General features: G+C 62.0%; 21 protein-coding genes. 13 read left to right on the top strand and 8 right to left on the bottom strand.

Annotated elements, in window-relative coordinates:
* Nucleotides 1-423 precede the first annotated feature (423 nt).
* The 10 genes from HLH27_RS14005 (at nucleotide 424) to HLH27_RS13960 (ending at nucleotide 8,955) form a co-directional block, all read left to right on the top strand.
* The gene (locus HLH27_RS14005; protein ID WP_182950653.1) at nucleotides 424-810 is read left to right on the top strand and encodes a hypothetical protein; all 387 of its coding nucleotides are present in this window, start codon (nucleotides 424-426) and stop codon (nucleotides 808-810) included.
* On the top strand, nucleotides 807-1,058 hold the full coding sequence (locus HLH27_RS14000; protein WP_182950652.1) for a monovalent cation/H+ antiporter complex subunit F: 252 nt from the start codon (nucleotides 807-809) through the stop codon (nucleotides 1,056-1,058). The genes HLH27_RS14005 and HLH27_RS14000 overlap by 4 nt, the downstream gene beginning before the upstream one ends.
* A 29-nt stretch (nucleotides 1,059-1,087) precedes the next feature.
* The gene (locus HLH27_RS13995) at nucleotides 1,088-1,348 is read left to right on the top strand and encodes a monovalent cation/H(+) antiporter subunit G (protein WP_182950651.1); all 261 of its coding nucleotides are present in this window, start codon (nucleotides 1,088-1,090) and stop codon (nucleotides 1,346-1,348) included.
* Complete coding sequence (locus tag HLH27_RS13990; protein ID WP_182950650.1) at nucleotides 1,345-1,593, top strand: Na(+)/H(+) antiporter subunit B; 249 nt, start codon at nucleotides 1,345-1,347, stop codon at nucleotides 1,591-1,593. Before HLH27_RS13995 ends, HLH27_RS13990 begins: the two co-directional genes overlap by 4 nt.
* Nucleotides 1,590-2,405 (top strand): MnhB domain-containing protein, encoded by an 816-nt coding sequence (locus HLH27_RS13985; RefSeq protein ID WP_182950649.1) that lies wholly within the window; start codon nucleotides 1,590-1,592, stop codon nucleotides 2,403-2,405. The genes HLH27_RS13990 and HLH27_RS13985 overlap by 4 nt, the downstream gene beginning before the upstream one ends.
* A complete protein-coding gene (locus HLH27_RS13980; protein WP_182950648.1) occupies nucleotides 2,398-2,805 on the top strand; it encodes an NADH-quinone oxidoreductase subunit K in 408 nt (135 codons plus the stop codon). Before HLH27_RS13985 ends, HLH27_RS13980 begins: the two co-directional genes overlap by 8 nt.
* Entirely contained in the window at nucleotides 2,802-4,580 is a 1,779-nt protein-coding gene (locus HLH27_RS13975) for a complex I subunit 5 family protein (RefSeq protein WP_182950647.1), read from the top strand. Before HLH27_RS13980 ends, HLH27_RS13975 begins: the two co-directional genes overlap by 4 nt.
* 167 nt (nucleotides 4,581-4,747) lie before the next feature.
* Nucleotides 4,748-6,301: an MFS transporter gene (locus HLH27_RS13970; protein WP_182950646.1), complete on the top strand. Its 1,554-nt coding sequence runs from the start codon at nucleotides 4,748-4,750 to the stop codon at nucleotides 6,299-6,301.
* Nucleotides 6,302-6,343: 42 nt separating this feature from the next.
* Nucleotides 6,344-7,495, top strand: coding sequence for an HlyD family secretion protein (locus tag HLH27_RS13965; protein ID WP_182950645.1), 1,152 nt, complete (start codon nucleotides 6,344-6,346; stop codon nucleotides 7,493-7,495).
* On the top strand, nucleotides 7,492-8,955 hold the full coding sequence (locus HLH27_RS13960) for an efflux transporter outer membrane subunit (protein WP_182950644.1): 1,464 nt from the start codon (nucleotides 7,492-7,494) through the stop codon (nucleotides 8,953-8,955). Before HLH27_RS13965 ends, HLH27_RS13960 begins: the two co-directional genes overlap by 4 nt.
* 107 nt (nucleotides 8,956-9,062) lie before the next feature.
* Here HLH27_RS13960 and HLH27_RS13955 read toward each other — a convergent pair whose 3' ends face one another.
* From HLH27_RS13955 to HLH27_RS13940, 5 genes are all read right to left on the bottom strand, one after another.
* A complete protein-coding gene (locus tag HLH27_RS13955; protein ID WP_220790425.1) occupies nucleotides 9,063-10,523 on the bottom strand; it encodes a glycoside hydrolase family 15 protein in 1,461 nt (486 codons plus the stop codon).
* Nucleotides 10,499-10,960, bottom strand: a complete 462-nt coding sequence (locus tag HLH27_RS16930) for a trehalase-like domain-containing protein (protein ID WP_220790424.1) — start codon at nucleotides 10,958-10,960, stop codon at nucleotides 10,499-10,501. Before HLH27_RS16930 ends, HLH27_RS13955 begins: the two co-directional genes overlap by 25 nt.
* Before the next feature lie 183 nt (nucleotides 10,961-11,143).
* Nucleotides 11,144-11,515, bottom strand: coding sequence for a YidB family protein (locus tag HLH27_RS13950; RefSeq protein ID WP_182950643.1), 372 nt, complete (start codon nucleotides 11,513-11,515; stop codon nucleotides 11,144-11,146).
* 90 nt (nucleotides 11,516-11,605) lie between these two features.
* Nucleotides 11,606-13,120 (bottom strand): FAD-dependent oxidoreductase, encoded by a 1,515-nt coding sequence (locus tag HLH27_RS13945; protein WP_182950675.1) that lies wholly within the window; start codon nucleotides 13,118-13,120, stop codon nucleotides 11,606-11,608.
* 43 nt (nucleotides 13,121-13,163) lie between these two features.
* Nucleotides 13,164-14,189, bottom strand: a complete 1,026-nt coding sequence (locus HLH27_RS13940; RefSeq protein ID WP_182950642.1) for an SDR family oxidoreductase — start codon at nucleotides 14,187-14,189, stop codon at nucleotides 13,164-13,166.
* A 369-nt stretch (nucleotides 14,190-14,558) separates the two neighbouring features.
* Between HLH27_RS13940 and HLH27_RS13935 the strand changes: the two genes are divergently transcribed.
* From HLH27_RS13935 to HLH27_RS13925, 3 genes are all read left to right on the top strand, one after another.
* Nucleotides 14,559-15,341 (top strand): SDR family NAD(P)-dependent oxidoreductase, encoded by a 783-nt coding sequence (locus HLH27_RS13935; protein WP_182950641.1) that lies wholly within the window; start codon nucleotides 14,559-14,561, stop codon nucleotides 15,339-15,341.
* A gap of 92 nt (nucleotides 15,342-15,433) precedes the next feature.
* Nucleotides 15,434-17,863, top strand: coding sequence for a membrane-bound PQQ-dependent dehydrogenase, glucose/quinate/shikimate family (locus HLH27_RS13930; protein WP_182950640.1), 2,430 nt, complete (start codon nucleotides 15,434-15,436; stop codon nucleotides 17,861-17,863).
* A gap of 396 nt (nucleotides 17,864-18,259) precedes the next feature.
* Nucleotides 18,260-19,510, top strand: coding sequence for an MFS transporter (locus HLH27_RS13925; protein WP_182950639.1), 1,251 nt, complete (start codon nucleotides 18,260-18,262; stop codon nucleotides 19,508-19,510).
* Between the two features lie 1,131 nt (nucleotides 19,511-20,641).
* On the opposite strand, the gene HLH27_RS13920 is transcribed toward HLH27_RS13925, so the two are convergent.
* The 3 genes from HLH27_RS13920 to HLH27_RS13910 are packed head-to-tail and all read right to left on the bottom strand — an operon-like array spanning nucleotide 20,642 to nucleotide 23,184.
* Nucleotides 20,642-21,427, bottom strand: coding sequence for a creatininase family protein (locus HLH27_RS13920; RefSeq protein WP_182950638.1), 786 nt, complete (start codon nucleotides 21,425-21,427; stop codon nucleotides 20,642-20,644).
* 43 nt (nucleotides 21,428-21,470) lie between these two features.
* The gene (locus tag HLH27_RS13915; protein ID WP_182950637.1) at nucleotides 21,471-22,373 is read right to left on the bottom strand and encodes a LysR family transcriptional regulator; all 903 of its coding nucleotides are present in this window, start codon (nucleotides 22,371-22,373) and stop codon (nucleotides 21,471-21,473) included.
* A 34-nt stretch (nucleotides 22,374-22,407) separates the two neighbouring features.
* Nucleotides 22,408-23,184, bottom strand: coding sequence for a maleate cis-trans isomerase family protein (locus HLH27_RS13910; RefSeq protein WP_182950636.1), 777 nt, complete (start codon nucleotides 23,182-23,184; stop codon nucleotides 22,408-22,410).
* Nucleotides 23,185-23,251 lie beyond the last annotated feature (67 nt).

Genomic DNA, 23,251 nt, shown 5'->3' with positions numbered 1-23,251 from the left:
GCCTTGAATTCGTAACGTCGTGATGGAGAAAGGTTGCGCGAGAATTCTGCCAACCCCTTAACTGCAAATGCTTATTATTAATAGAATAACGCTGGTGATTTCCGGATTCGTGGCGCTTGCAACGATCGATTGGCGGTTCCTGGAGCTTTCCGTTCTGGTCGAAGCAGAAGCCTGTACGGCGGTGAACGTTATTCAAGAAGCATATATCCATCATACATCTTCTGACGCCCCGCCTGACCGCCGGTCGGGGAACCCTGCTGAACCAGGGGGGTTATGACAAGCTTACAGCGCGTTTGAAGCGGAGGCGGCGTGCAGGCGAGCGGGCATAGAAAATTACTACGGATCATGCGCGTGGTCGGCGGAACAGCACTGGCGCTTATGCTTTATCCAGTAATGTTGTCCGACTGGACTGGAAGCGCGTTCATGTCCGCTGGTGTTCTGTTTCTGCCTCTGTTTCTGTTTCAGATTCGCATGCGCCTTTCCCGGACTGAGAAACTGACTTTGCGCTGGGACTGGATCCGTCATTTCGGGCCGGTCATGCTGTCGCTTCTGGTTGAAAGCGGCCGGGTTTCTGGCGCATTGCTGGGGACGCTGGCCGGACGGTCGCCAGTCGGACGGACTGCTGTCGACCGTTTCGCCTCCGAGGGGCGGAATGATGCGGAGCGACGCGGTCACCGCGCGCTGGCAGGAATGATCGGCTCCGCCTCTCCCAACGGGATCGTTCTTTCAATCGCCGACGACGAACAGAGTTGCAATGTGCATCGCCTGTTGCCGGCGCGGGGCCGTGCGCCCGCAGGGTGGCCCGCATGACCATCTGGACCGGTGCGATCGTGGCACTGCTGGTGCCTCTGGGGCTGACCATTATAGCAGCCCGGCGTGGTCGTTCGGTACGGCGTCTCGCTGCGATGCAGATGGCGAGCTTTCTGAGTGCGGCGCTTCTGGTGCTGATGACGTTCGCGCAAGGCGAGCCCGGCTTTATGGATCTGCCGCTGGCGCTTGCTCTGCTCGGTTTGCCGGGGTCGTTGCTGATCGCGTCCTTTTACGATCGTTTTCTATGAGGACCGTGCTGCTCGACGGAGAACTGGCGATGCTTGTGATCGTCGCCTGGCTGGCGGTGTTCGGCTTCCTGCGGCTGCGTGAGACACTCGATGCGTTGCATGCAGTGGCCTTTCTCAATGTAGCGGGTTCGATCATGCTGACCCTGGTCTGTGTGACCGTGGACGGCCTGTCGACGCGGACCATCAAGTGCGCCCTGGTGGCACTTCTGTTCGTATTCGGCGGCGCTGTCGTTTCGCTGATGATCGGACGGGCGTATCTTCATCGTGTGGCGGAGGAGGAGCGGCCATGATTGTCTCGCTTCTTGTGCTGCTGGCGATTATCAGCGGGAGTGTCGTCGTGCTGGTGCGCGCCCCGCAGCAGCAGATTATTGCGCTGGGCGTCAATGGACTGGTGCTGGCGTTGCTATTCGCTGTGCTGCTCGCGCCTGACGTGGCGCTGGCCGAAATCGTGGTCGGAGCGGCCGTTACGCCGCTTCTGTTCCTGATTACGCTTTCCAGCATGCGGATGGACCGACGCCCGGACCGTGAGACATGAGCGCGCTGGATGTTTCGTCCCACAAGGCCCAGGCGACCATTGGCCGGCGGGGCATCATCCTGCGCGTGGCGTTCGTCATCCTCGCGGTCGGGCTGGCGGTCGTCGCATGGCCGGTCGTGCATGCAATGCCGCAATTCGGGTCCCATCCGCTTCCTTACGGTGACCGGGTGAATGCAATCGGGCCTGCCGAACGGCATATCACCAACATGGTCAGCGCGATCAATTTCGATATTCGTGGTATCGACACGCTGGGCGAAGAATTCATGCTGCTCTGCGCGGTCACCGGGGGGACGGTCCTACTGCGCGGCGGGCGCGGGGAGGATCGGGCGGCGAGCCCGGGACACGTCAAGGGACGCGCCAACCATCGGCCGCCGGATTCCCTGCGGCTGCTGTGCCGGGTGCTGGCCCCTCTGACCATGTTGTTCGGGCTTTACCTTGCGATCAACGCGATGCTGACCCCCGGGGGCGGATTTCAGGGAGGTGTCGTGATCGCCAGTGCGCTGTTGCTGATCTATCTCGCCGAGGGGTATGCGGGCTGGCGGGATGCGCTCGGGTCGGAATTCTTCGACGCGATCGAAGGGCTTGGTGCGGCGCTCTATGCCCTGTGCGGTTTCGTCTCGATGGGCCTCGGGTTGCCCTATCTGGCGGCATTCCTGCCCTTCGGCACCCTGAAGAACACATTCTCCGGTGGCTCGATGCTGATTGTCAATCTGGGCGTGACGCTGGCAGTGGCGGGGGGCTTCGCGACGCTTCTGATCGAGTTCATGGAGGAGACGCGGACGTTGAAGCCGGGCGACGACCCGGATGAGTGACGTGTTTTCGCTCCTACCCTGGATCGGCGCGGTCTGGTTGTTCGGGATCGGACTCTACGGGATCGTCAGCTCGCGGCATTTCGTGCATCTGACCGGCTGTCTCGCGGCTATTCAGTCGTCAAGCTATCTCGTGCTGCTGGGCATCGGATATCGATATGGCGCCGTCGCGCCGATCTTCTATGACAAGAGGCCGGGGACACAGGCGGTTGACCCTGTTGTGCAGGCGTTGGTGCTGACCGACGTGGTTATCGGAGCGACCGTCAGCGCGCTATTGCTGGCGCTTGTCCTGCAACTGCACAAGCGCAACGGGATCGTCGATCCGCAGGCCATGCGCCCGATGGGCAAATCAGCTGTGCCTACTGCCGGTGGTGGCCGGCAGCCAAATGGGCACACGGCATGAACGCAGCTTTTGCCGACCCGGCTGCGTGGCCGATCTGTATCGTGGCCGGTTTGCTGATGCTTGCGGGATTGTTGCTTGCTGGAGCCAAGATCGTGCCGCCGGTGCTGAGCGATATCCTGGCCCTTGCCGCGACTGCGGCCGCCGGCGTGCTGGCGGCGGTGCTGGCAATCCGGATTGGCGATCATCCGGCACTCTATTGGATGGGGGGATGGACCCCGCGCCAGGGGCAGGCGATCGGGATCGCGTTTCTGGCCGATCGCGCCGGGGCAGGGGCAGCCGCATTCGCGGGCCTGATGTTTACGGGAGCGATCTGGTTTGCACGCGGGTATTTTGCCGGGGCACGCAATCATTTCCATGTCCTGATGCTGCTCTTTCTCGCATCGCAGTGCGGCTTTTTCTTTGCTCACGATCTGTTCGACATGTTCGTCTGGTTTGAGATGATGAGCGTCGCCGGCTTTGCCTTAACGGGGTATGCGCTGCGCAGTTCGTCTCTCGACGGGGCATTGAATTTCACGATCATCAACACGATCGGCGCCTATCTGATCCTGATGGGGATCGCGCTTGCCTATGCGCATGCGAATGCGCTTGATTTCTCCGCCGTTCGCGCGGTCGCGCAGGGGCGGCCCGACGATCCGGTACTGATTGCCGCATTTGTGCTGATTACGACCGGATTCCTGACCAAGGCCGCGCAGGTGCCGTTTCATTTCTGGCTGCCGGATGCCCATGCGGTTGCGCCCAGCCCGGTTTCAGCGATTTTCTCCGGGATCATGGTTTCGATCGGGCTGTTCGGCGTTGCGCGGATGGCGTGGGATGTGTTCGCGCCATGCCCGGCCGTGCGGCATCTTGCCCATGTCGGCCTGATATCAATAGGTTGCGGCAGCGCCATTGCGGGTGCGGTGATGGCCCTTATGCAGCGGCATGTGAAGCGGTTGCTGGCATTTTCCACGATTTCGCATGTAGGGATTGCGCTGATCGGGGTCGGACTGCTCGGTCAGCAGGGTCTGGGCGGAAGTCTGCTGTATCTCGCGGGCCATGGGCTTATCAAGGCCATGCTGTTCATGATTGCCGGCATCATGCTTTCAACCCTGGGGGGCATCGATGAGATCGGGCTGCGCGGGGCGGGGCGGCGGATCTGGCCTGCGGGCATCGTGATGGGGGCCTGTGCGTTGGTGCTGGCGGGAATTCCGGTCGGACCGCTGGATGCGGGTGCGCGGATGATGGATGCACAGGCCCGGAGCAACGGGTTGCATTGGCTGGCGCTGGTCATTGGATTTGCAGGTGCGCTGACGGGCGGTGCGGTGCTGCGGGTGACGGGCCGGGTGTTCTTCAATCTGGGGCCGATGACGGGCGAAGAGGATGCCGCGCCTACCGACGATGAACGTGAACACGCGAACAGGCCATTTGCGGCGCAGCTTGTCCCTGTCCTGACATTGCTTGGCGTGTGGGTGCTTCTGGCGAGCATGTTTGCGCGAAGCAGCGAGCGTTTTGCGCTTGCCGCCGCCCACGACATGGCACTCGGCGCGGATTTCTCTTCGCGTCGGGCACTGCCGCATATGACCCCGATCCTGCCGTGGCTGCCGGCCCTGGTCGCAGTTGCGATCGCCAGTGTGGATCTGAACCGGCATCGGATTCCTGATGTAGTGTATGACCGTTTGATGGGCCTGACCCGGCCCGGGCTCCATATGCTGCAGGTGATCCATGACAGCGTGATTGGGGAATATGTATTGTGGATGATGGCGGGGCTTCTGTTGCTTGCCGGAATTGCGATTTTCTGATCCTCTCCTGCGATTCAGGGCTTCGAATGGTGTCTGGGCGCAGGGGACTGCGAAGGGCCGCTTGAATGATCGTATCGCGCTGGTTGCATTCATATCGCGGTTGAAGGAGCTCCCTGCGTCTTTTACGATCGGAATATGATGTATTGCGAACCATCAGATAATCTTCGATGAACCGGAAGCAGCGCTCCCTTTTCGGTCTTGCGGGTGTCATTGCGCTGACATTTGCTACCGAAATGAACGAGCAGGTCTCGGCCCAGGCCCTGCCAGATATTGCGGGCGCGCTGGGCCTGGGTCGTGATTCGCAGCGCTGGTTTTCCTGTCTGTATATCACTGCCGAAATCGTCGGAATGTCGGTATCGCCCTGGCTGGCCATAACCCTGACGCTGCGTCGTTTTTCATTGGCGGTTCCGTGGCTGGCCATGCTGTCCTCCAGCCTGATTCCATTTACAGGAAATCTGACCCTACTTTATGGGTTGAGGATTTTTCAGGGCCTGTCGGGCGGCTTTACCGTTCCTCTCCTGATGACGACAGCGCTGCGTGTCCTGCCGCCACCCATTCGGCTGTACGGTCTGGCGGCCTATGCCATGACCGCCACGTTCTTTCCCAGCTTCAGCACTACGTTTGCGGGCTTGTGGACCGACCTTGTCGATTGGCGCTTCGTCTTCTGGCAATCCATTCCACTCTGCACGGTCGCGTTCGTTCTGCTCTGGTATGGCATGCCCGTCGAACCGCCGAAGCATGAACGGTTCTGGCGCTTCGACTGGAAGGGATTCCTGCTGCTTCTGGTGGGAATGGGGGCGTTTTCGACCTTGTTGCAGATGGGAGACTGGATGGACTGGTTCAACAGTCCGGCCATCTGTGTCATGGCCCTGCTCAGCGCAATCTGTATACCGCTTTTTGTGCTGAATGAGTGGTTTCATCCTCTTCCGCTCTTCAAGTTCCAGCTCCTGCAAAGACGGAATTTTGCCTATGGCGCCAGCACTCTGCTGATCTTCGTCATCGTTTCGTTGTCGTCCTCTGCCTTGCCGGCCGATTTTCTGCGCGAAATCTCAGGGTACCGGCCGGAACAGATCTATCCCATTACGCTGGAAATCGCGGCGACCCAGATCGTCATGCTGCCTTTCATGGCCATCCTGCTGAACCAGAAATGGGTAGACTCCCGTATCGTCAGTTTCATTGGCATGGCCTTGATCCTTGCGGCCTGCATGGGAGACTTCTTTGTTACGTCAAACTGGATACGAGATCAGTTTTATCTGTGGCAGGCCTTTCAGGGTGTCGGTAATGCCATGATCGTCATGCCGCTGCTCATGATGTCGACCAATTCTCTCGTCCCGGAAGAGGGGCCTTTTGCCTCGGCCATGGTCAACACGCCCCGTGCCGTGGCAGAAGCCGTGGGGATCTGGCTGATCCAGCTCATGCATCGTGAGCGGGGCTCGCTGCATTCCGACCGCATTACCGACCGGTTGGGGCAGGAGCGGTTTCAGCTTGTTCAGGGTGCAAACCCTATGCACCAGTATCCGGCACCGTTGATGCCGGACGGCACGCCGGCCTTTCCCGGCGGCATGAGCGCCCTGCATGCTCAGGTCAGCCGGCAGAGCGCGACCCTGACCTACAGCGACGACTGGCTCATCATCGGGTGCATCGTGGCTTTTCTCATGGTCTGGGTTTGCGTGCTTCCTGTGCGGACCTATCCTCCCCGTATCGTCTTCCAGTCGAAATAACCGGTAAACGCCCACCAGAGCCACAGAAGGACGCACCGCAGAATGGCGGATAACGACCAGACGCAGGACCAGGACAGGAAAGATGACGGGAAACAGCGAAGCGGGCCGCTCATGCGCTGGCTCTTTATCGGCGCGGGTGCCGTCATCGTTGTCTTTGTCGCTGTGGTGCTGGCCATCATTTTCGTGCCGACACGACATGTCTGGACCGACGATGCCTACGTTACCGCCCATTACACCGTCGTCGCACCACGCATTTCCGGCCAGGTCATCGCCGTGGACGTTACGGACAACCAGTCCGTCAAAGCCGGGCAGGTTCTGGTCGAACTGGACCCGCGAGATGAGCAGACGGCGCTGGATCAGGCGCGGGCAACACTCGACCGGGACCAGTCGCTTGTGCAGGATGCCGCCAGCGCTGTCACGCGCCAGCCTTCGATCATCGATGAGAGCGTGGGCGAAGCCGCCCGTATCGGCGCGCAGCTGGTTTTTGCCCGCCAGAATGCCCGGCGATATACGAACCTGGCAAGAACCGGCGCGGGATCAACCCAGGAAAATCAGCAATCCGCTGCCACACTTCGGGAGATGGAGGCGACTCTTCAGTCGCTCGAAGCCCGTATCGCCGCTGCCCGTGCGCAACTTCCGATCCTTCAGGCACGGCATAAAGCCGCGGAGGCCACCGTGGAACTCGATCGGGCCCGGCTTCGCCAAACCGAACTCGATCTGTCTTATACCAAGGTCCGTGCCCTTGAAGATGGCATGATCGGCGAACGCACTGTTCAGACCGGCAATTACGTGTCGCCAGGCGCTGCCCTGATGGCCCTTGTACCGCTCGACCAGATATGGATCCGAGCCAATTATCGCGAACTGGCCCTGCATCACATGCGCCCAGGCCAGCCCGTCAAGATTCATGTCGATGCCTACGACGCCACCCTGGATGGCATCGTGGACAGTATTCCTCCTGCTTCGGGCGCGGTCTTTTCGCCTATCGCACCGGAAAATGCCACCGGCAATTTCACCAAGATCGTCCAGCGTCTGCCGGTGAAAATTGTTCTTGTGCCCAATCAGCCGGTGGCGAAGCTGCTCCGTCTGGGCTTTTCGGTCGAAACGACGGTGGATACAGGTCTTGCTGATATCGTGGCGGACCAGCAGCACGAGACGGCCGGAACGGTGACCGGCCATGAGAGCGCGCGCCCATGAAAAAGAGGGCATTTCTTTTCGCGACAGCATGTGTTCTCCCGCTGGCGGCCGTGCTTCCGGGCTGTACTGTCGGCCCCGATTTCCAGCGCCCGCATATGGCGACCCCGCAAAGGTGGGGCGATGAGCCGAAGGGCGGCAGCCAGACATACTCTGGTGCCATCGACACCCGCTGGTGGCGCAGCTTCGGCGATGCGGAACTGACCGGTCTGGTCGATCGTCTCGGCCGACAGAATCTCGACCTTCAGATCGCAGCCCAGAGGATTCGGGAAGCGCGTTCACAGATGAAGGCGGCCGCTGCGGCCGGGCTTCCGCAGGCCAATTGGTCCGGGTCGTATGCCTATCGGCAGCTCAGTACGCAGGGCATTTTCTCGCTGGCCGAGCCACGGCCTGACGCCAGCATGAACTTTAACCTGTACGACAACGTACTCAGCAGCAGTTGGGACCTGGATCTGTTCGGGGGCATTCGCCGCGGTGTCGAAGCCCAGCGTGCCAATCAGGCCGCTGCCGTCGCCGCGCGACGCGCGGCTGCCTTGGCTGCGGTCAGTGATCTCGCGACCAGCTACATGCAGCTGCGTGGGGTGCAGGCGCAGGAGGCGATCCTGCGGTCGAATATTGCTCTGGCGGAGAAAAATCTGAAACTTGTGCAAGACCGCTTCGTCAACGGGGTGGCGACGAAACTCGATGTGTCGCAGGCCTCTGCCCAGATGGCCAGCATGAAGGCGGGGCTGCCTGATCTGGAAAGCGGCGAGGCTGCGCTGATCAATGCGATCGGTCTGCTGCTGTCGGAGCCACCGCGCGCGCTGGAAGCCGAGCTTGAAAAGCCTGGACCTCAGCCGAAGCTGCCTGTCGGCGTTCCCGTCGGCGTGCCAGGAGACCTGACGCGGCGCCGTCCGGACGTGCTGGAAGCCGAGGCGCGCCTGCACGCGGCGACGGCGGAAGTCGGGGTCGCGACCGCTGCTTTCTATCCGGATATTACGCTTGCCGGAAACATGGGCACGGAATCCTTCGCCGCCTCGGATTTCTTTGCTCTGCCCGCCAAACAGTTCAGCGTCGGTCCCACGCTGAATGTGCCGGTCTTTCAGGGCGGACGGCTGATTGCCACGCTTCAGTTTCGCAAGGCGGCCCAGCAGGAGGCTTTTCTGACCTGGCGCCATGCGCTTCTGAGTGCCTGGCGGGAGGTGGATGATGCCATGACCGCTTATGCCAAAACCCAGTCCAGCCAGACCCTGACCGGGCAGGCCCTGCTACAGAATCAGGCCGCCTATACGGCTGCGACCCAACGCTACAGCCAGGGCGCGACGGATTATCTGAACGTCGTTGCAACCCATGCTGCGCTGCTTTCCAGAGAATCCACCGTGGCGCTGATCCAGATGCGTTCCGAAACCACGCTCGTGTCTCTTTATCGGGCTCTCGGTGGAGGGTGGGACTATGCCGAAGCCGTTGCGGGCGCGCATCCATAGGGTTCGACCGCGTCATTCCCCGGAAGTGGCGATCACGTCCTTCGACGGGCGCGCCGGCGCGTGACCGGGTGCGCTCGGAACCGTTCAGACGAATTCTAAATCGCTGCTTAGGGTGGCGAGGGGACGCGCTGACGGTCGCCGGCCAGGGAACAGGCAGCATGGATCAGCGCCAGATGGCTGAGGCCCTGGGGAATATTACCCAGAAAATGCCCCGTGCCTGGGTCCATCATCTCGGCCAGAATGCCGGTCGTCGGAGGGAGGGCAGCGAGGCATTCCTCGAACAATCGTTCCCCTTCCTGCTGCCGGCCCAGTTCCGCCAGGGCTTCACACATCCAGAACGAGCAGGCGAGAAAGGTGCCCTCTTCATTCTCCGCGCCCGAATAGCGGTAGAGAAGCGCCCCGTGGCCGAGTTCGCGACGGATGGCATCGAGGGTGGAGGACATGCGCTGCCGGCTGCCAAAGCCGAAACGGGCACCGAGCGCCAGCGCGGCATCCAGGCGATCGCTTCCAGCATACATCGTGTAAGCCTGCAGCGATTCGGACCAGCAATGGTGGTCTATCCACGCGGCGATACGGTCGCGCTCGCGCGCCCAGCGTTCCGCACAGGTCGCCGGGAGATGGTTATCTGATGCCAGTTCCGCCGCGCGTGTCAGAGCCTGCCATGCGCTGATCTTGGATTGGGTGTAATGCTCGGGCGTTTCCAGCTCCCAGATGCCGGCGTCCTTCTGCTGCCATTTATCGGCGCATTCGTCAGCGAGGGCGGAGAGAATACGAGCACTTTTTTGGTCCAGAAAATTGCCCTGGCCAACGAACAGGCTGGCGGTTTCGAAAATATCGCCATAAATTCCGTGCTGATGCCGCTTGCTGGCGGCATTTCCCGTTACAACGGGCCCGCTTTCCCGATAGCCCGGCAGACTGTTCAGGACCTGAACGTCGGATACAGGCGCGCCCTCGAGGGAATACAGAACGCGGGCGCCGTGGGTGTCGAGGCACCGCATCAGCCACGCGAACGCGGCATCACTTTCCGGCATGATTCCCAGGCGTAGAAAAGCGTTTACGGCATAGCCGGCATCACGAATCCAGCCATACCGATAATCATAATTTCGCGTCCCGCCGATTTTTTCCGGCAGCGATGTCGTCGCGGCCGCGGCGATCGCTCCGGTGGGCGAGTGCAGCAACAGCTTGAGCAGCAGGGCATGTCGCCGCAGCAAAATGGCATGCGGCCCGTCATGATGGACGCCTTCAGCCCACGCCCGCCAGGCGCGGTCGCTGATGTCGATTCGTTGGTCGATCTCGTCTATGGGCGAGAGAACGAGGGGTTCGTCCTTGCTGACAATCAGGGCGGCCGTTGCGCGTTCGCCTTCGCTGAGGGTGACGCTGGCCTCCATGCCTCCGTCATCCTCGCGCGTCACATGCAGGTTGTCCGTGCGGCAAAAGACGGCAATAACCGGGCCGACATGGAAAATGCTTCCATTGCGATTAGTCTGTAGCCAGGGAGACGCCGTCTTCCCCAGGGTGCCGCAGACAAGCCTGACATGGAATGTCAGCGTCCCGGCCAGACATTCCATGCGACAGGCCAGCTCGCTCCACGGCAGCCGGCCGGCCATGGTGCTGTTGAGCGATTGGGTAAGGCGTACAGCGATTGGGTAAGGCGTACAACGCCGCTGGCGGATGTGCACAGGGTTTCCATGACGTTGCTGTTATGGCGGTAGGCTCGCTCTATCCGACAATCGGTATCGGGAGAGATCTGGAAATACCCGCCTGCTTCTCTGTCCAGCAGACAATCGAACAGGGCCGGGCTGTCCAGAGAGGGGACGCACCACCATGCGACGGTGCCGTCGGGCGCAATAAGACTGACAGACCGTCCATCACCCAATGCCGCGTAATCCTCGATCGGCCAGTCCTTCCGGATGCGTCCATTCTGCCGGTTCTGGATGGCGATATGGAAACATTGTTCATGTTTCTGAAACTGATCGGATGTGCCGGTGCGGGTTATATCGGGCATGGGTGCCGATCCAGATGTTTGAGGTTCAGTCTCCATCCCTGTGGTGACGCTGCGCTGATCGGGCCATCGCTCGGAGGTCATCAACAGGATATGACCCTGAAAAGCCGACAGACTGGACCGAACGCTGTGGATTGACGGGCGGGGAGCCCATCAAGGGGCGCCCCGCCGATCATACGGGCCCGGTCAGGTTTTGATGAAATCGTCCTGTGCGCGCAGCTTGTGTATCGTCTTGGGCAATTGTTCCTGCAATGCCTCAATGGTGGCTGATTTCGTCAGGCCGGTTTCCGAGGCGAACCTATCGAGGACAGTGTCCGGCACCAGGGCCGTGACGGTCTCCGCCGATGTTTCGTGCGGCAAGCTTTCCGTGAACCAGCTCTTCAGTTCCGCTTCGACCCCTGCATTCCGGGCCCGCGTCACCAGGGAATCTTTCCCGGTTGAGAGGAAATATGCGCCAAGCAGGCTGGTCAGACCGGAATGGTCGCCGGCCGCCCCGGTCACGACGTCGGAAATCTTGCTGATGGTGCTGTTTGCGACGGATGCCTTGTCGTTGGTCATGCCAATCTCCTTCTGTTATCGATCTCTCACGAATTTCTGCGCCATGTCAGGACTGTTCATGGCGCAGCGCGAAATATGCCGGCAGGCCCCTCAGTCCAGGCTGTCTGCCAGCACCGCGTTGGCGGTCACGTCCGGATGCCCCGCAGTGACGATGCCGACGCAGCGGCCCTTCCGCATCAGGCGTGCAACGAAACGGAATGCTTCCAGATCCCCTTCGATCGCCACGTCGTCGAACGGTTCATGATAGCCCGCATATTCGATCTTGCAGGCGAACTGCTGGGTCCAGAACCAGGGCAGGAAGCGCGACGGCCCGGCTTGCCCTGTGATCGTTCGCGCGACCTGGCGGCCCTGCACCTGTGCGGAACGCCAATGCTCGATCCGGACGCGGTTGTCTGCGTGGATGATGCGTGCGCAATCCCCGGCGACGTAGATGCCGGGAGCGGCCTGCATGTCGTCATCGACATCGATACCGCCATCCTCTGCTGCGAGGGGGGCTGCGAAGCCGGTTGCGGGGCGTACGCCGACACCGACCAGCACGATGTCGGCCTCCAGATGCGTGCCGTCGTCAAGACGCACGTTCTGGACGCGCTCGTCTCCCTCCATCCCGACGATGCGCCGCCCGGCGTGATAGATCACGCCTTTCTCTTCATGCAGACGCCGCAGGCGTGCGCCGATCTCCCGGCCGAATATCTTTGCGAACGGGATCTCGTCCGGTGCGACGACCGTAACCTGCATGCCCCGGGATTTCAGGGAGGCGGCGGCTTCCATGCCGATGAAACTGCCGCCGCTGATCACGACCCGTCCGTTTGCCGGACAGGTTGCGAGCAGTCGCTGTGCGTCGGCTGCCTGCCGAAGCGTGACGACACCCCGAAGATCGGCACCGGGCACGTCAAGTCGGCGAGGCGCGGCGCCGGGCGCAAGCAGTATATGATCGGCTGTCAGCACCTGCCCGTCCGCCAGCGTGATGGCATGTGAGGGCGCATCCAGCGCCACGACCTGCCCCACGAGGCGATCAATATCATGATCGGCCCAGAAGCTGTCCGGGCGCAGGGTGGGGGGTGTATCGTCTTCGGTCTTGCCGGACAGCACGGCCTTGGTCAGCGCCGTGCGGTCGTAGGGCGCCGTATTCTCACCGTCGACCATGGTGATCGTTCCGGCAAAGCCGAATTCGCGTAGCGAGACGGCGGCCGCCACACCGGCGGCCCCGGCCCCGACGATCAGGACACTTTGTGCCTGCTCTTGTGCCGCCTCGGCGGCGAGCGGGCGCGTGGCAAGGGAGAGCCATACGTGGCCGTCGCGGATTTCGGTGGGGTAGGTGGCCAGCGGGTCCAGAGACAGGGGCTCAAGCAGCCGCCCGTCTTCGATCGAGAAGATGGCCTTGTGCCATGGACAGACCAGCCGGTCGCCGCACACGACGCCCTTTTCCAGCGGTGCACCCTTGTGCGGGCATTCGGCAGACAGGGCCCGCACCTGCCCGTTTTCCTGCCGAAGCAGAAGCACAGGGTGGCCCCCGACTTCCGTACGGTGCGCGACGGTGGGATCGAGATCGGCAAGGGCCGCGACATTGTGCCACGGCGTGCCGGGGCTGTGGCGATTGTCTTGCATCACCGAAGGTCCTCCCGAAACAGAGTGTCGGAGCAAGCCGGCATTACGGCAGTCCGACCCCGCCGTTCACACCGACCACCTGGCCCGTCATGTAGCTGGACTCGGTGGAGGCCAACTGGACGTAAACAGGTGCGATCTCGACCGGCTGGCCCGGGCGGCCCATCGGCACGTCCGCGCCCAGTTTCTCGACATTTTCCATCGTCTGGCCGCCACTGACCTGCAGGGCCGTCCAGAAGGGGCCGGGTGCGATAGCATTGACCCGGATGCCGCGCTTGACCAACTGCTTCGCCAGCCCCTTGGCAAAATTGGCGATGCCGGCCTTGGTGATCGAATAATCAAGAATATTGGTCGACGGATTGTAGGCATTGGTCGACGAGGTGAAAATGATGGACGATCCGGGCGGCATGTGCGGGATCGCAGCCTTGGTCAGCCAGAAGAGCGCATAGAGATTGGTCTTGAGCGTCCAGTCGAAATCTTCGGTACTGACATCGAGGATATCGTCATGCGTATGCTGCCGCCCCGCGCAGTTCACGAAGATGTCGAGGCCGCCCAGTTGCGCGGCGGCCTGGGAGACGAGCTTCCTGCAGAATGCCTCGTGCCGGATATCGCCGGGCAGGCCAACGAACTTTCGGCCTGCCTGCTGTACCAGCGCCTGGACCTCCCGCGCATCACTTTCCTCCTGGGGCAGGTAGTTGATGGCGACGTCGGCGCCTTCCCGCGCATAGGCGATTGCAGCGGCGCGGCCGAGGCCGGAATCGCCGCCGGTAATGAGAGCCTTTCGTCCGGCCAGGCGTCCATTGCCCCGATAGCTCTGCTCCCCATGGTCGGGGCGAAGATTCATCTTCGACGCCAGTCCGGGCCAGGGTTGGGGTTGTGCACTGAAGGGTGGATGCGGGAACAGGCCCTTGGGATCGGCCAGTGGAATGGCGGTTCCATCCGGTGCGTCTGGCGCTGCTGCCGACGCACGCTGGCTGAAAGCCGATGCCCCGGCCACGGCTGCAACACCAGCGGCCTGGATCAACCGGCGGCGTGACGAATCATGGTTCCGGTTGCTGCTGTCGTCGGTCATCGACATTCCTTTCGTGCTGGGCACCGCCGCGTGACGGCGTAATATCGCCGCCCGGACAAGCGACATCTGCCCCCGGCGTTCCGGCGGGGGATGATGTGGGGAAGATCCGCCTGCAAATGCCTGCCCGGCGGCCGCCCATGAAGTTGGCATCGTTTTGCATACGCAGGGCACGGACATTCGTTCCGGCCCGATACGACAAGGCCGCCATGCATCCGGTGGGCGGGACATCATCCCCCATGGATATCCGGCCGTAGCGAGCCGCATGGAGGGCCTGCTGAAAGCGTTTCTTCGGATCTATCTGAAAAAGAAGGTCAACCCGATCCGCCTTCGCTCGTTGGCTGTATCCATCCCACATCGCAGGAGACGAAAATGCCCGTGCATGAAGCACGTCCGGACAATTCTTCCTCCGGGCGCATCCACGACAAGGTTGCCGTGATCACCGGCGCGGCGAGCGGCATGGGTCGCGCGACGGCGGAACGTTTCGCGGCCGAAGGGGCGCGACTGGCGTTGGCTGACCTTGACGGGGGAAAGCTGGAAGCGCTGGTAGCGGACATCACCGGCCGCGGAGGGCAGGCCATTGCGGTGCCGGGCGATATCAGCCGCGAGGCGGATGTCCAGGCCCTGATGAGTCAGGCTGTCGCCCATTTCGGCGGGATCGATATTCTTGTCGCCAATGCCGGCATCATCCCTGAAGCCGACCTCGCATCCGCCACCGTCGATCTTTGGGACCATACGATGGCGATCGACGGGCGCGGCATGTTCCTCAGCTGCAAATACGCCGCGGCGGAAATGGTCAAGGCGGGGAAGGGGGCGATCGTCTGCCTGTCGTCGATTTCCGCCTTTGCCGGGCAGAAAGGACAGGCGGTGTATGGCCCGGCGAAATTCGTGGCGTCGGGCTTGACCAAGCATCTGGCCATCGACCTGGCCGACAAGGGCGTGCGCGTCAACGCCGTGGCGCCGGGTACGATCGACACGCCGGCCGTGGGCAAACTGGGCAAGGAGGGCATTGCGAAAGTGGTGGCCATGCACCCGTTGGGCCGGATGGGCAAGCCGGATGAGGTCGCCAGCGCGATCCTGTTCCTGGCGTCCGACGAAGCCTCCTTCATCACGGGTGCCGTGCTGCCGGTGGATGGCGGATATCTGGCTCAATAGGCGTTCCGCATCAGCATGGGCAGAGGGCGAAGGCGGGCTCCTTCCGCCGGCCGGCCCGAGCGGCCCCAGACAGGTAGGGAGAGACTTCGTTGATGGCATCGCGATCCAGACCCGTCCTCACCCGCATCACGGGGATCGTGCTGATCCTGCTGGGCCTGGCCCTTGCGGTGCCGGGTGTCTGGCTGATCATGCTGGGCGACAGCGCCTATTACGCCGTCGCCGGCGTGCTGATGGCCATCAGCGGCCTGATGGTGGCCAGAGGGCACAGCAGGGGGCTCTGGGTCTATGCCGTCATGCTCGCCTATACGCTGATCTGGGTGGTGTCGCGGGTGGGATTCGACGGATGGCGCATGCTGCCGCCGCTGGCCCTGCCGGCCGGGATCGGATTGTGGGTGTTCGGCCCCTGGGTAGGGGGGTGCCTCAGCAATCCAGGAGGCCGCACCTGCGTCAACAGGGCCGTTCTTGGCGGCATGGGCGGGTGTGCTGCGCTGTTCGTGTTCATGTTCGCCTGCGGATGGGCCATCACGGCGTCACGCACCGTTCAGTATAATCCCTTCCCGGCGGGTCATACGGGCGGTGCGGTGCTGAACGCCGAATCCCTGGCCAACAACGAATGGCGCTATATGGGGGGCACGTCGGCCGGTGACAGGTTCGGAACCGCCAGCCAGATCACGGCCGAAAACGCGCATGATCTTCGGCCTGCGTGGATCTTTCACACGGGCGACCTGCCGCGCACGGGCGAAAATGCCCGCGGCCGCGAATTCAGTTTCGAGGCCACGCCGCTGAAAATCGGGGACAATCTGGTTTTCTGCACGCCGCACCGCGATGTGGTGGCGCTGGATGCCACGACCGGGAAACAGGTGTGGCGATACAGCCCCGGTGGACATTACGACCAGAATACCTATCAGGCCTGTCGCGGTGTTTCCTATTTCGAGGCGCCGGCAGGATCGGCCTGTCCGCATCGTATCATTTCCACCGATTCCGGCTCGCCGCCCACCCTCTTTGCGCTCGACGCCGATACCGGGCGGCTGTGCCCGGCCTTCGGCAATAACGGCGTTGTCGATCTGCGGCAGGACATGGGTCCCATGCCGCCGGGATTTCATTTCATCACGTCCCCGCCGATGGTGATGAACGGGCGCATCATGCTCAGCGGCTGGGTTTACGACAACCAGACCGTGGGCGAACCTTCGGGCGTTATCCGTGGTTTCGATGCCACCACCGGGCAGTTGGCCTGGGGGTGGGATATCGGGCACACGCCTGCCAACCGGCCGTTGAATCCGGGTGAGATCTTTACACGCGGTACACCGAATGGCTGGGGCGTCTATACCGCCGATCCTGCCCTGAATTTGGTCTATGTGCCGCTCGGCATCGCCACGCCCGACTATTATGGCGTCAAGCGCCGTGGCTTCGACGAGCAGTATGACAGTTCTCTGGTCGCGCTCGACATCACGACGGGCGAAGAGCGCTGGCATTTCCAGACGGTCCATCACGATCTGTGGGATTTCGACCTGCCGGTCGGCCCTTCACTGGTCGATCTGCCCGACGGCAACGGCCAGATGACGCCGGTACTGGTCCAGACGACCAAGCAGGGCGAACTCTTCGTGCTCGACCGCCGCACCGGCAAACCGTTCTATCGGGTGGAGGAACGCGCGGTTCCGGGCGGTACCATTGCGGACGAACGCTATTCGCCGACGCAGCCCTATTCGCCGGACATGCCGAACCTGCGCCGGTCCGACCCGACGACGGACGATCTGTGGGGGATCACACCCTTCGACCAGATGGCCTGCCGCATCGCTTTCAGGCGCATGAACTTTCATGGCCTGTTCACGCCCCCCAGTCTTCAGGGGACGATCGGCTTCCCGGCTTTTGACGGCGTGGACGACTGGTATGGCGCAACGATCGATCCCACGCGGGGGGTATTATATGTCAATACGACCTACATCCCCTTCACGATGCAGTTGATTCCGCGCGAAAAGGCGCTGAAGGAAGGTCTGTTCAAACCGTGGGACGACTGGAACCAGCCTTATCCCCAGCCGATCTTCACGAACAATCCGCAGCATGGCCTGCCTTATGCCGCCGTCATCAATCCCTGGCTGGGCTTCTTCGGGGCCCCGTGCCTGGCGCCCCCCTGGGGCAGGACGCAGGCCATCGACCTGGTGCATCATCGCAGGATCTGGGAGCGTGCCCTGGGCACGACCAGGAATGTCGGCCCGACCAATGCCCTGCGCATGCCCATCGGACTGCCGACCGGCATCTTCAGCATGGGCGGCACGCTGACCACGCCGACGGGTCTGGTCTTCATGGGCGCCACGGCCGATCAGGCCTTTCGCGTCCTTGATGGCCGCGACGGTCATGTTCTGTATGAAACCACGCTCGATGCGGGTGGGAACGCAACCCCGATGACCTATATGGGCAAGGACGGGCGCCAGTATGTGGTGTTGGCGGTGGGCGGCCATGGCGGCCTCCAGACCCGGAACGGCGACGAGGTCGTCGCTTTCGCATTGCCGGAGCACCCCGCATGAGCGGCATGAGAAGGCCGTCACCCGTATCAGCCGAAGGATAAAGCACCCAATGAAATCAGCCGTCGCATGGAATCACGCCGGGGGGACGAATCCGCCGCCACCCTACCCGCCGGAACGACCGGCGCCTGCCCCGCCGCCGGAGCGGCCGCCGCCGATGCCCGAAGATCCGGGGAATCCTCTGAACTGACAAGCATTTTTCATTTTCAATCGATCGTCTGAATCCCCTGGGGGAGCCGAAGGGCAACGCTGATCAGCGTGGTGATTCGGCCAGCCGGTCCCGCTTTCGCTCCTGAAACAGACCGCGCCGGGGAGACGTGCCGACATGCCGTCACCTCATGCGAGCATGCCGGTATCGAGCGGCCCGACGCGGTCCAGATACAATGACGATGAGGGCCGATGACCAGCCATGAGACAGACACGCGCTGCCGTCGGGATAATATTGCCCTGGATGGGCTCAGCTTTCTGCTGGCGGACGTACAGGACAATCTGGGCGCCTTTCTGACCGGCCTGCTTGCGGCATATGGATGGCCGTCGGCCGATATCGGCATGACGATCGCGGCCGGTGGAGCGGGGGCGGTGACCGCGCGCCTGCTGGGTGGGTGGGCGCTCGACCGGCTGTCCTCCCGCAGGGCGATCCTGGCCGGCTGCAGCGTCGTGACGGCGTTCTCGGTCTCGGTCGCAGCCCTGTTTCCCGGCTTCTGGCAGATTGTCTGCGTCCATTTCCTCGCCGGCGGTGCGGGGGCACTGTTCTCGCCGTTGCTGGCGGCCATCAGTCGGCAGACTGCGGGCGACGGCGGCTACATGGCGCGGATGGGGCGCAATGAGTCCTTCAACCATATGGGCAACGCACTGGTTGCCTGCTTCATGAGCGTTGTAGGCAGCACGGCAGGGCCTCTCACGCCCTTATGGGCCATCGGCGGGCTGGCGGCCATCAGCCTCTTTCTGGTGGTGGGGCTGACACGCCGCGCGGATGCGCAAGAAGGCGGATCGCAGGATTCTCGATCCGGCGCTGCAAAGGGACGGGAGGTTGTCCGCGTGCTGACGGATGCGTCCTTTCTGGTCTTTCTGATCTGCTACCTGCTGTTCAATCTGGCGAATGGAGCGACCGTTCCGCTCATGATCGAACGGCATGCCGTCTATCATTTCGGCAGTGTGTCTTTCATGACGGCCGTTTGCATCGTCGTTGCGCAGGCGACCATGGTACCGGTGGCATTCCTGGTCGGGCGGACAGCCGGGCAATGGCCGCGCAAGCCGCTCTTTCTGGTTGCGCTGGCGGTGCAGCCGTTGCGCGACCTGATGATCATCCGGAGCGCCGGCTGGCCGACCATGTGCCTGGCCCAGATCCTGGATGGTATCTCCTCGGGTATTATTCTAGTGCTCTTTTATGCCATCATGTCGGATTTGGCGGCACATGGCGGCCGGCGGAATCTCCTCATCGGCGTGGGGCTTGCCGTTGGTACGGTGGGAGCCCTGCTTTCGAATTTCGCCGGTGGCCTGTTGACGTCTGCCTATGGTTTCAATCTCGCGTTCCTGGCGCTGGCAGGCAGCGGAACCGCCGTCTTTTTTCTCTTTCTGTTTGCCATGCCGGAAACGCGTGAAGCCCGACTCGCATCAACGCGGCGGCTCGCCTTGACTGGGCCACGTTAGGAGCGACCGCAGGGGATTTGGCGGCCGCTCCTTATGCCCTTGCGGCTATTGCGGGTCGTGATCGGATTTCAGGATCGGCGGTGTCAGCATCCGGTCTGCCTCATGCCTACCCCGGGATACACTCAAGGACGAGGGTGAAGGCGGTGTCTTCGTGGCGGGAGGATGCCCTGCATGTTTAGGGCCGTCTGGAGATTCAACCGGCTTGTGGGCGGGAGGCGTGGAGGTCTGGGAGGGGGAACTCTGGTCATTTGTGCGGGAGGAGGACGCTGGGGCTGATTGACCCCATGCTGTGCCACTTCCTGCAAGCAGGGCGGCGGAAAGAGAGAACGAGAGGAACGCGCGCATGACCGGTTTCCTTACCTGTGTCTGAATACGGGTTAGCTGGGGTTAACCCCTGTCGACACGATGAGTTCATGCTCTGGTGAAGATTTTCGTGATGATCCTTTCACCTTGAGCGAAATGATCTTGGTAATTATGACGTTTTTCAGACGTTGCCTCGAAATGGAATGGGAATCCTGAATGTCGGGATGAACGTTACGGCGAGTCTTTCCATGAATATATAACAATATTTCTGAATAATGAAAGGCCGATTGTGATCGTCAGGCGACGCGGTAAGGCCATGGAAGTCGCTGCAACAATTGCCTATCTGGTATCGGCACAGGCCGCCTGTCACGACAGGTATAGTGCTTCGCGTCGATGGCCGATCGGTCGGTACAATGGTTTGACGCCGGAGGCTTGCGTTGGGCTGCTGCGCGCCCGTGCCAGATGGGAACCTTGAATAATCATCTTAGGCGGAGGTATAGTATCTTATAACTCACCAATCGCAAGTATTGTTGACTGCATTCCCCCCCCCCCCCCCAACAATGAATTAACATATTGATATAAAACAAAAAACGCCTCGCTGAGGCAGTTTTTGTGTCCAGACGTCAATCGGCATTGAAATTCGACCCCAATCGGCATCCAAAAATGACCCCTTGGAATCGAGATCGGGTTTCTCCCTGAAGCCGTAGGCGCAAGGGAGAAACCATGCATCAGAGGGGTCAGTTTTCAGTGCCGATTACCCCTCCAGCAGGATCAATCTTCCATGCCAGTTCACGCCATGATCCTGATCCGGCCGGGTATCACATTGTGTCAGCGCTGCGATTGCAGCACCGCCCGCGCGAAGGATGTCGCGGCCTCCACGCCGTAATCGACCGAACTCTCCCAGATCTGTCGTCCCTTTCCGGCAGTGGCGCCGGTCGGGTCGCCCTGGATGCCGAGGGGAGAGTAATCGGAGATATTGGAGAAGATCATGTAGCTGGATGCGCCCAGCTTCACCTTGCCGGAGGTCAACGTCGTCACGCCCTGAGAGAAGGTGGTGAATGAGCCCGGCTTCTGCATCCGGTCCGCGAAGACGAGATCTGGGCACACATGCATCGCCACCGATGTAACCATCTCGCTGCCATGGCCAGTGGGCGCCTTGCTGGCGGCATAGGTCACCTCGGCAGTGTCGCGCATGACGGAGAAAATGTCGATCAGGCCGCCATAGGCGCCAAAGCGGCTGCGCAGGGCGCGGCACACGCTCTCGATCGGTCCGATTGAGCCGGCATGGATATTGACAAACAGGAAGCGCCTGAAGCCCTGACAGGCCAGCCCAGAGCAAAGCTGAAGAAGCGTTTGCTCGATCGTCGTCATCTCGATCGAGCAGGTGCCGGCGTAATCGAGGAACATCGCGGAGTAGTTGAACGGCATGATCGGTGCCACGGCCAGGTCCGCGCGCGTGGCCACGGCGTCCGCCCAGGCGTCGCAGATCGCGTTTTCGGTGCCCGTGGCCAGATGCGGCCCATAGCATTCGACCGCGCCGATCGGAATCAGGATCGTGTCCTTCCGCTCCAGATAGCTGGACACATCGTGATGGGGAACCTTGTCTATTCTCATGAGAGGATCTTTCCGTGCGTGATGATGGGATGTTCCAGATCCTTCAGGGCGCGAGCGGCTCGTAGGCGATCGGTTGCCCATAGGTGGTCGCGTCGAGAAGTCTGAGGAAATATTTGAGAAGATGGGATCGCGGCGAGGCGCGGTGCCACAGGACACCGATCCTCCGGACGGGCGCCGTGTCGCCCAGTGCCATGGAGACGATGCCGGGTGCCGGCGGCCAGGGCGTGGTCCATGCGGGCAGCAGCGCAATCCCGCCCTTCTGGGCGACGATAGCAACGATCGCTTCCAGGCAATCCATCTCCAGTTGCTCGTACGGCGTGATCGAGTGTTTTTTCAGATAGCGATCGACGATCCTGCCGCCCCAATGGTTGCGATCATAGCGAACGAACGGCCGTGTCCGGAGCAGGTCGAGCGGATCGGCCCCTTCCCAGCCGGTTGGCACCACCAATGTCAGGGCCTCGTCCCGCAGCGGCCGCCAGCCGCAGGTTTTGGGTGGGTCATAGGGTGGTTCTACGATGATCGCCGCATCCAGGCGATGGTTGAGCACCTGGTCGTAGAGTGCGAGGGAGGTTCCCGGAACTGTATAGAGGCTGATGCGGGGATGGGCGGAGAGGAAGGCATTGAGCAGGTCGGGCAATAGGCCGGTCAGCGCGGTCGAGATGGCACCGACCGTGATTTCCCCTTCATCGTTCAGGTGAGATGCGAAACGCATGAGTGATTCGATCTCCCTGAGGATTCGCCTGCCCTGTATCAGGATCGATCGCCCCGCGGCCGTCGGCTTCACGGTCTGGCCATGGCGCTCGATCAGCGCCACGCCAAGATCGCGCTCCAGCGTGTGAATCCGCTGCGCGACACTGCCGGAACTCAGTCCGGTCTTGCGCGCAGCACCCGCCATCGAGCCGAGTTCCACCACATCCACGAATGTTTCGAGGAAGCGCGTGTCCATGCCTCTTCCTTCTTCCGCTTCCGGCGGCAACCGTTCAGACGAGCATGTCCTTCGTCGTGATCGGTGCTAGGAAATCGGTCATAAGCCGGCCGAGATTCTCGATTCTGTCCGGCAGGCCCAGCATGCGCAGGCAGGCCCAGATCGAGGCCTGGTTGCTGATGATCACCGGCTTGCCCAGATCGTCCTCGATCTGTTGCAGAACGTCGAAGGTGGCGAGATTGGTGCAGGAGATGAAGATGGCATCGGCATCCGGCCGGTCGGCCTGCCGGGCCATGCGCCACACATGCTGCGGCGGCACGCGGCCGATGCCGCGCCGCTCTGCCTGCGTTTCGCCCAGTTGCAGCCCATGCATCGAGAGCACGTCGAACCCGTAATCATTGAGGAACGAGATCTCGCTTTCATTGACGAAATCGACATATGGCGTGCAGACCGCGACCTTCTTCACGTCGAGCGCCCGCAACGCGGCCACCACGGCGCCTGCCGTCGCGATCGCCGGTACGCCGGCCTTCTCCTGCATGTTCGACAGCAGTTCCGGCAGTGGGCAGATGATCGAGCCGGAGGTGCAGCCATAGGTCACGATATCGACCTCGGCCGTGGCCAGATCCTCGGCCGAGCGTATGACGGCCTCGGCCATCTTGTAGTAGCTCTCGGTCGTCGCGTTCCCCAGCAGGGTGGCGCGTGCGCTGTGGATGCTGACGCCTTTGGGGGCCACGCGCCAGAATTCCGGCTCGGCAACCGTATTGGTCGACGGCACGATCAAACCGATCTTGGCGCGCCAGCCATAAGGGCTGTAATTCGCAACTGCTTTCATCCGACTCTCCCGTCATCGTGCGGGCCTGCCCTGTCTTCCGGCTGGCGTTCTGCCATATCAGGCCGTG

It is taken from the genome of Gluconacetobacter takamatsuzukensis (genome assembly GCF_014174275.1).
GTDB classification, from domain to species: Bacteria; Pseudomonadota; Alphaproteobacteria; order Acetobacterales; family Acetobacteraceae; genus Gluconacetobacter; species Gluconacetobacter takamatsuzukensis.
Note: the sequence above shows the minus strand (reverse complement) of the source record. Positions and strands in the feature narration are given on the sequence as shown.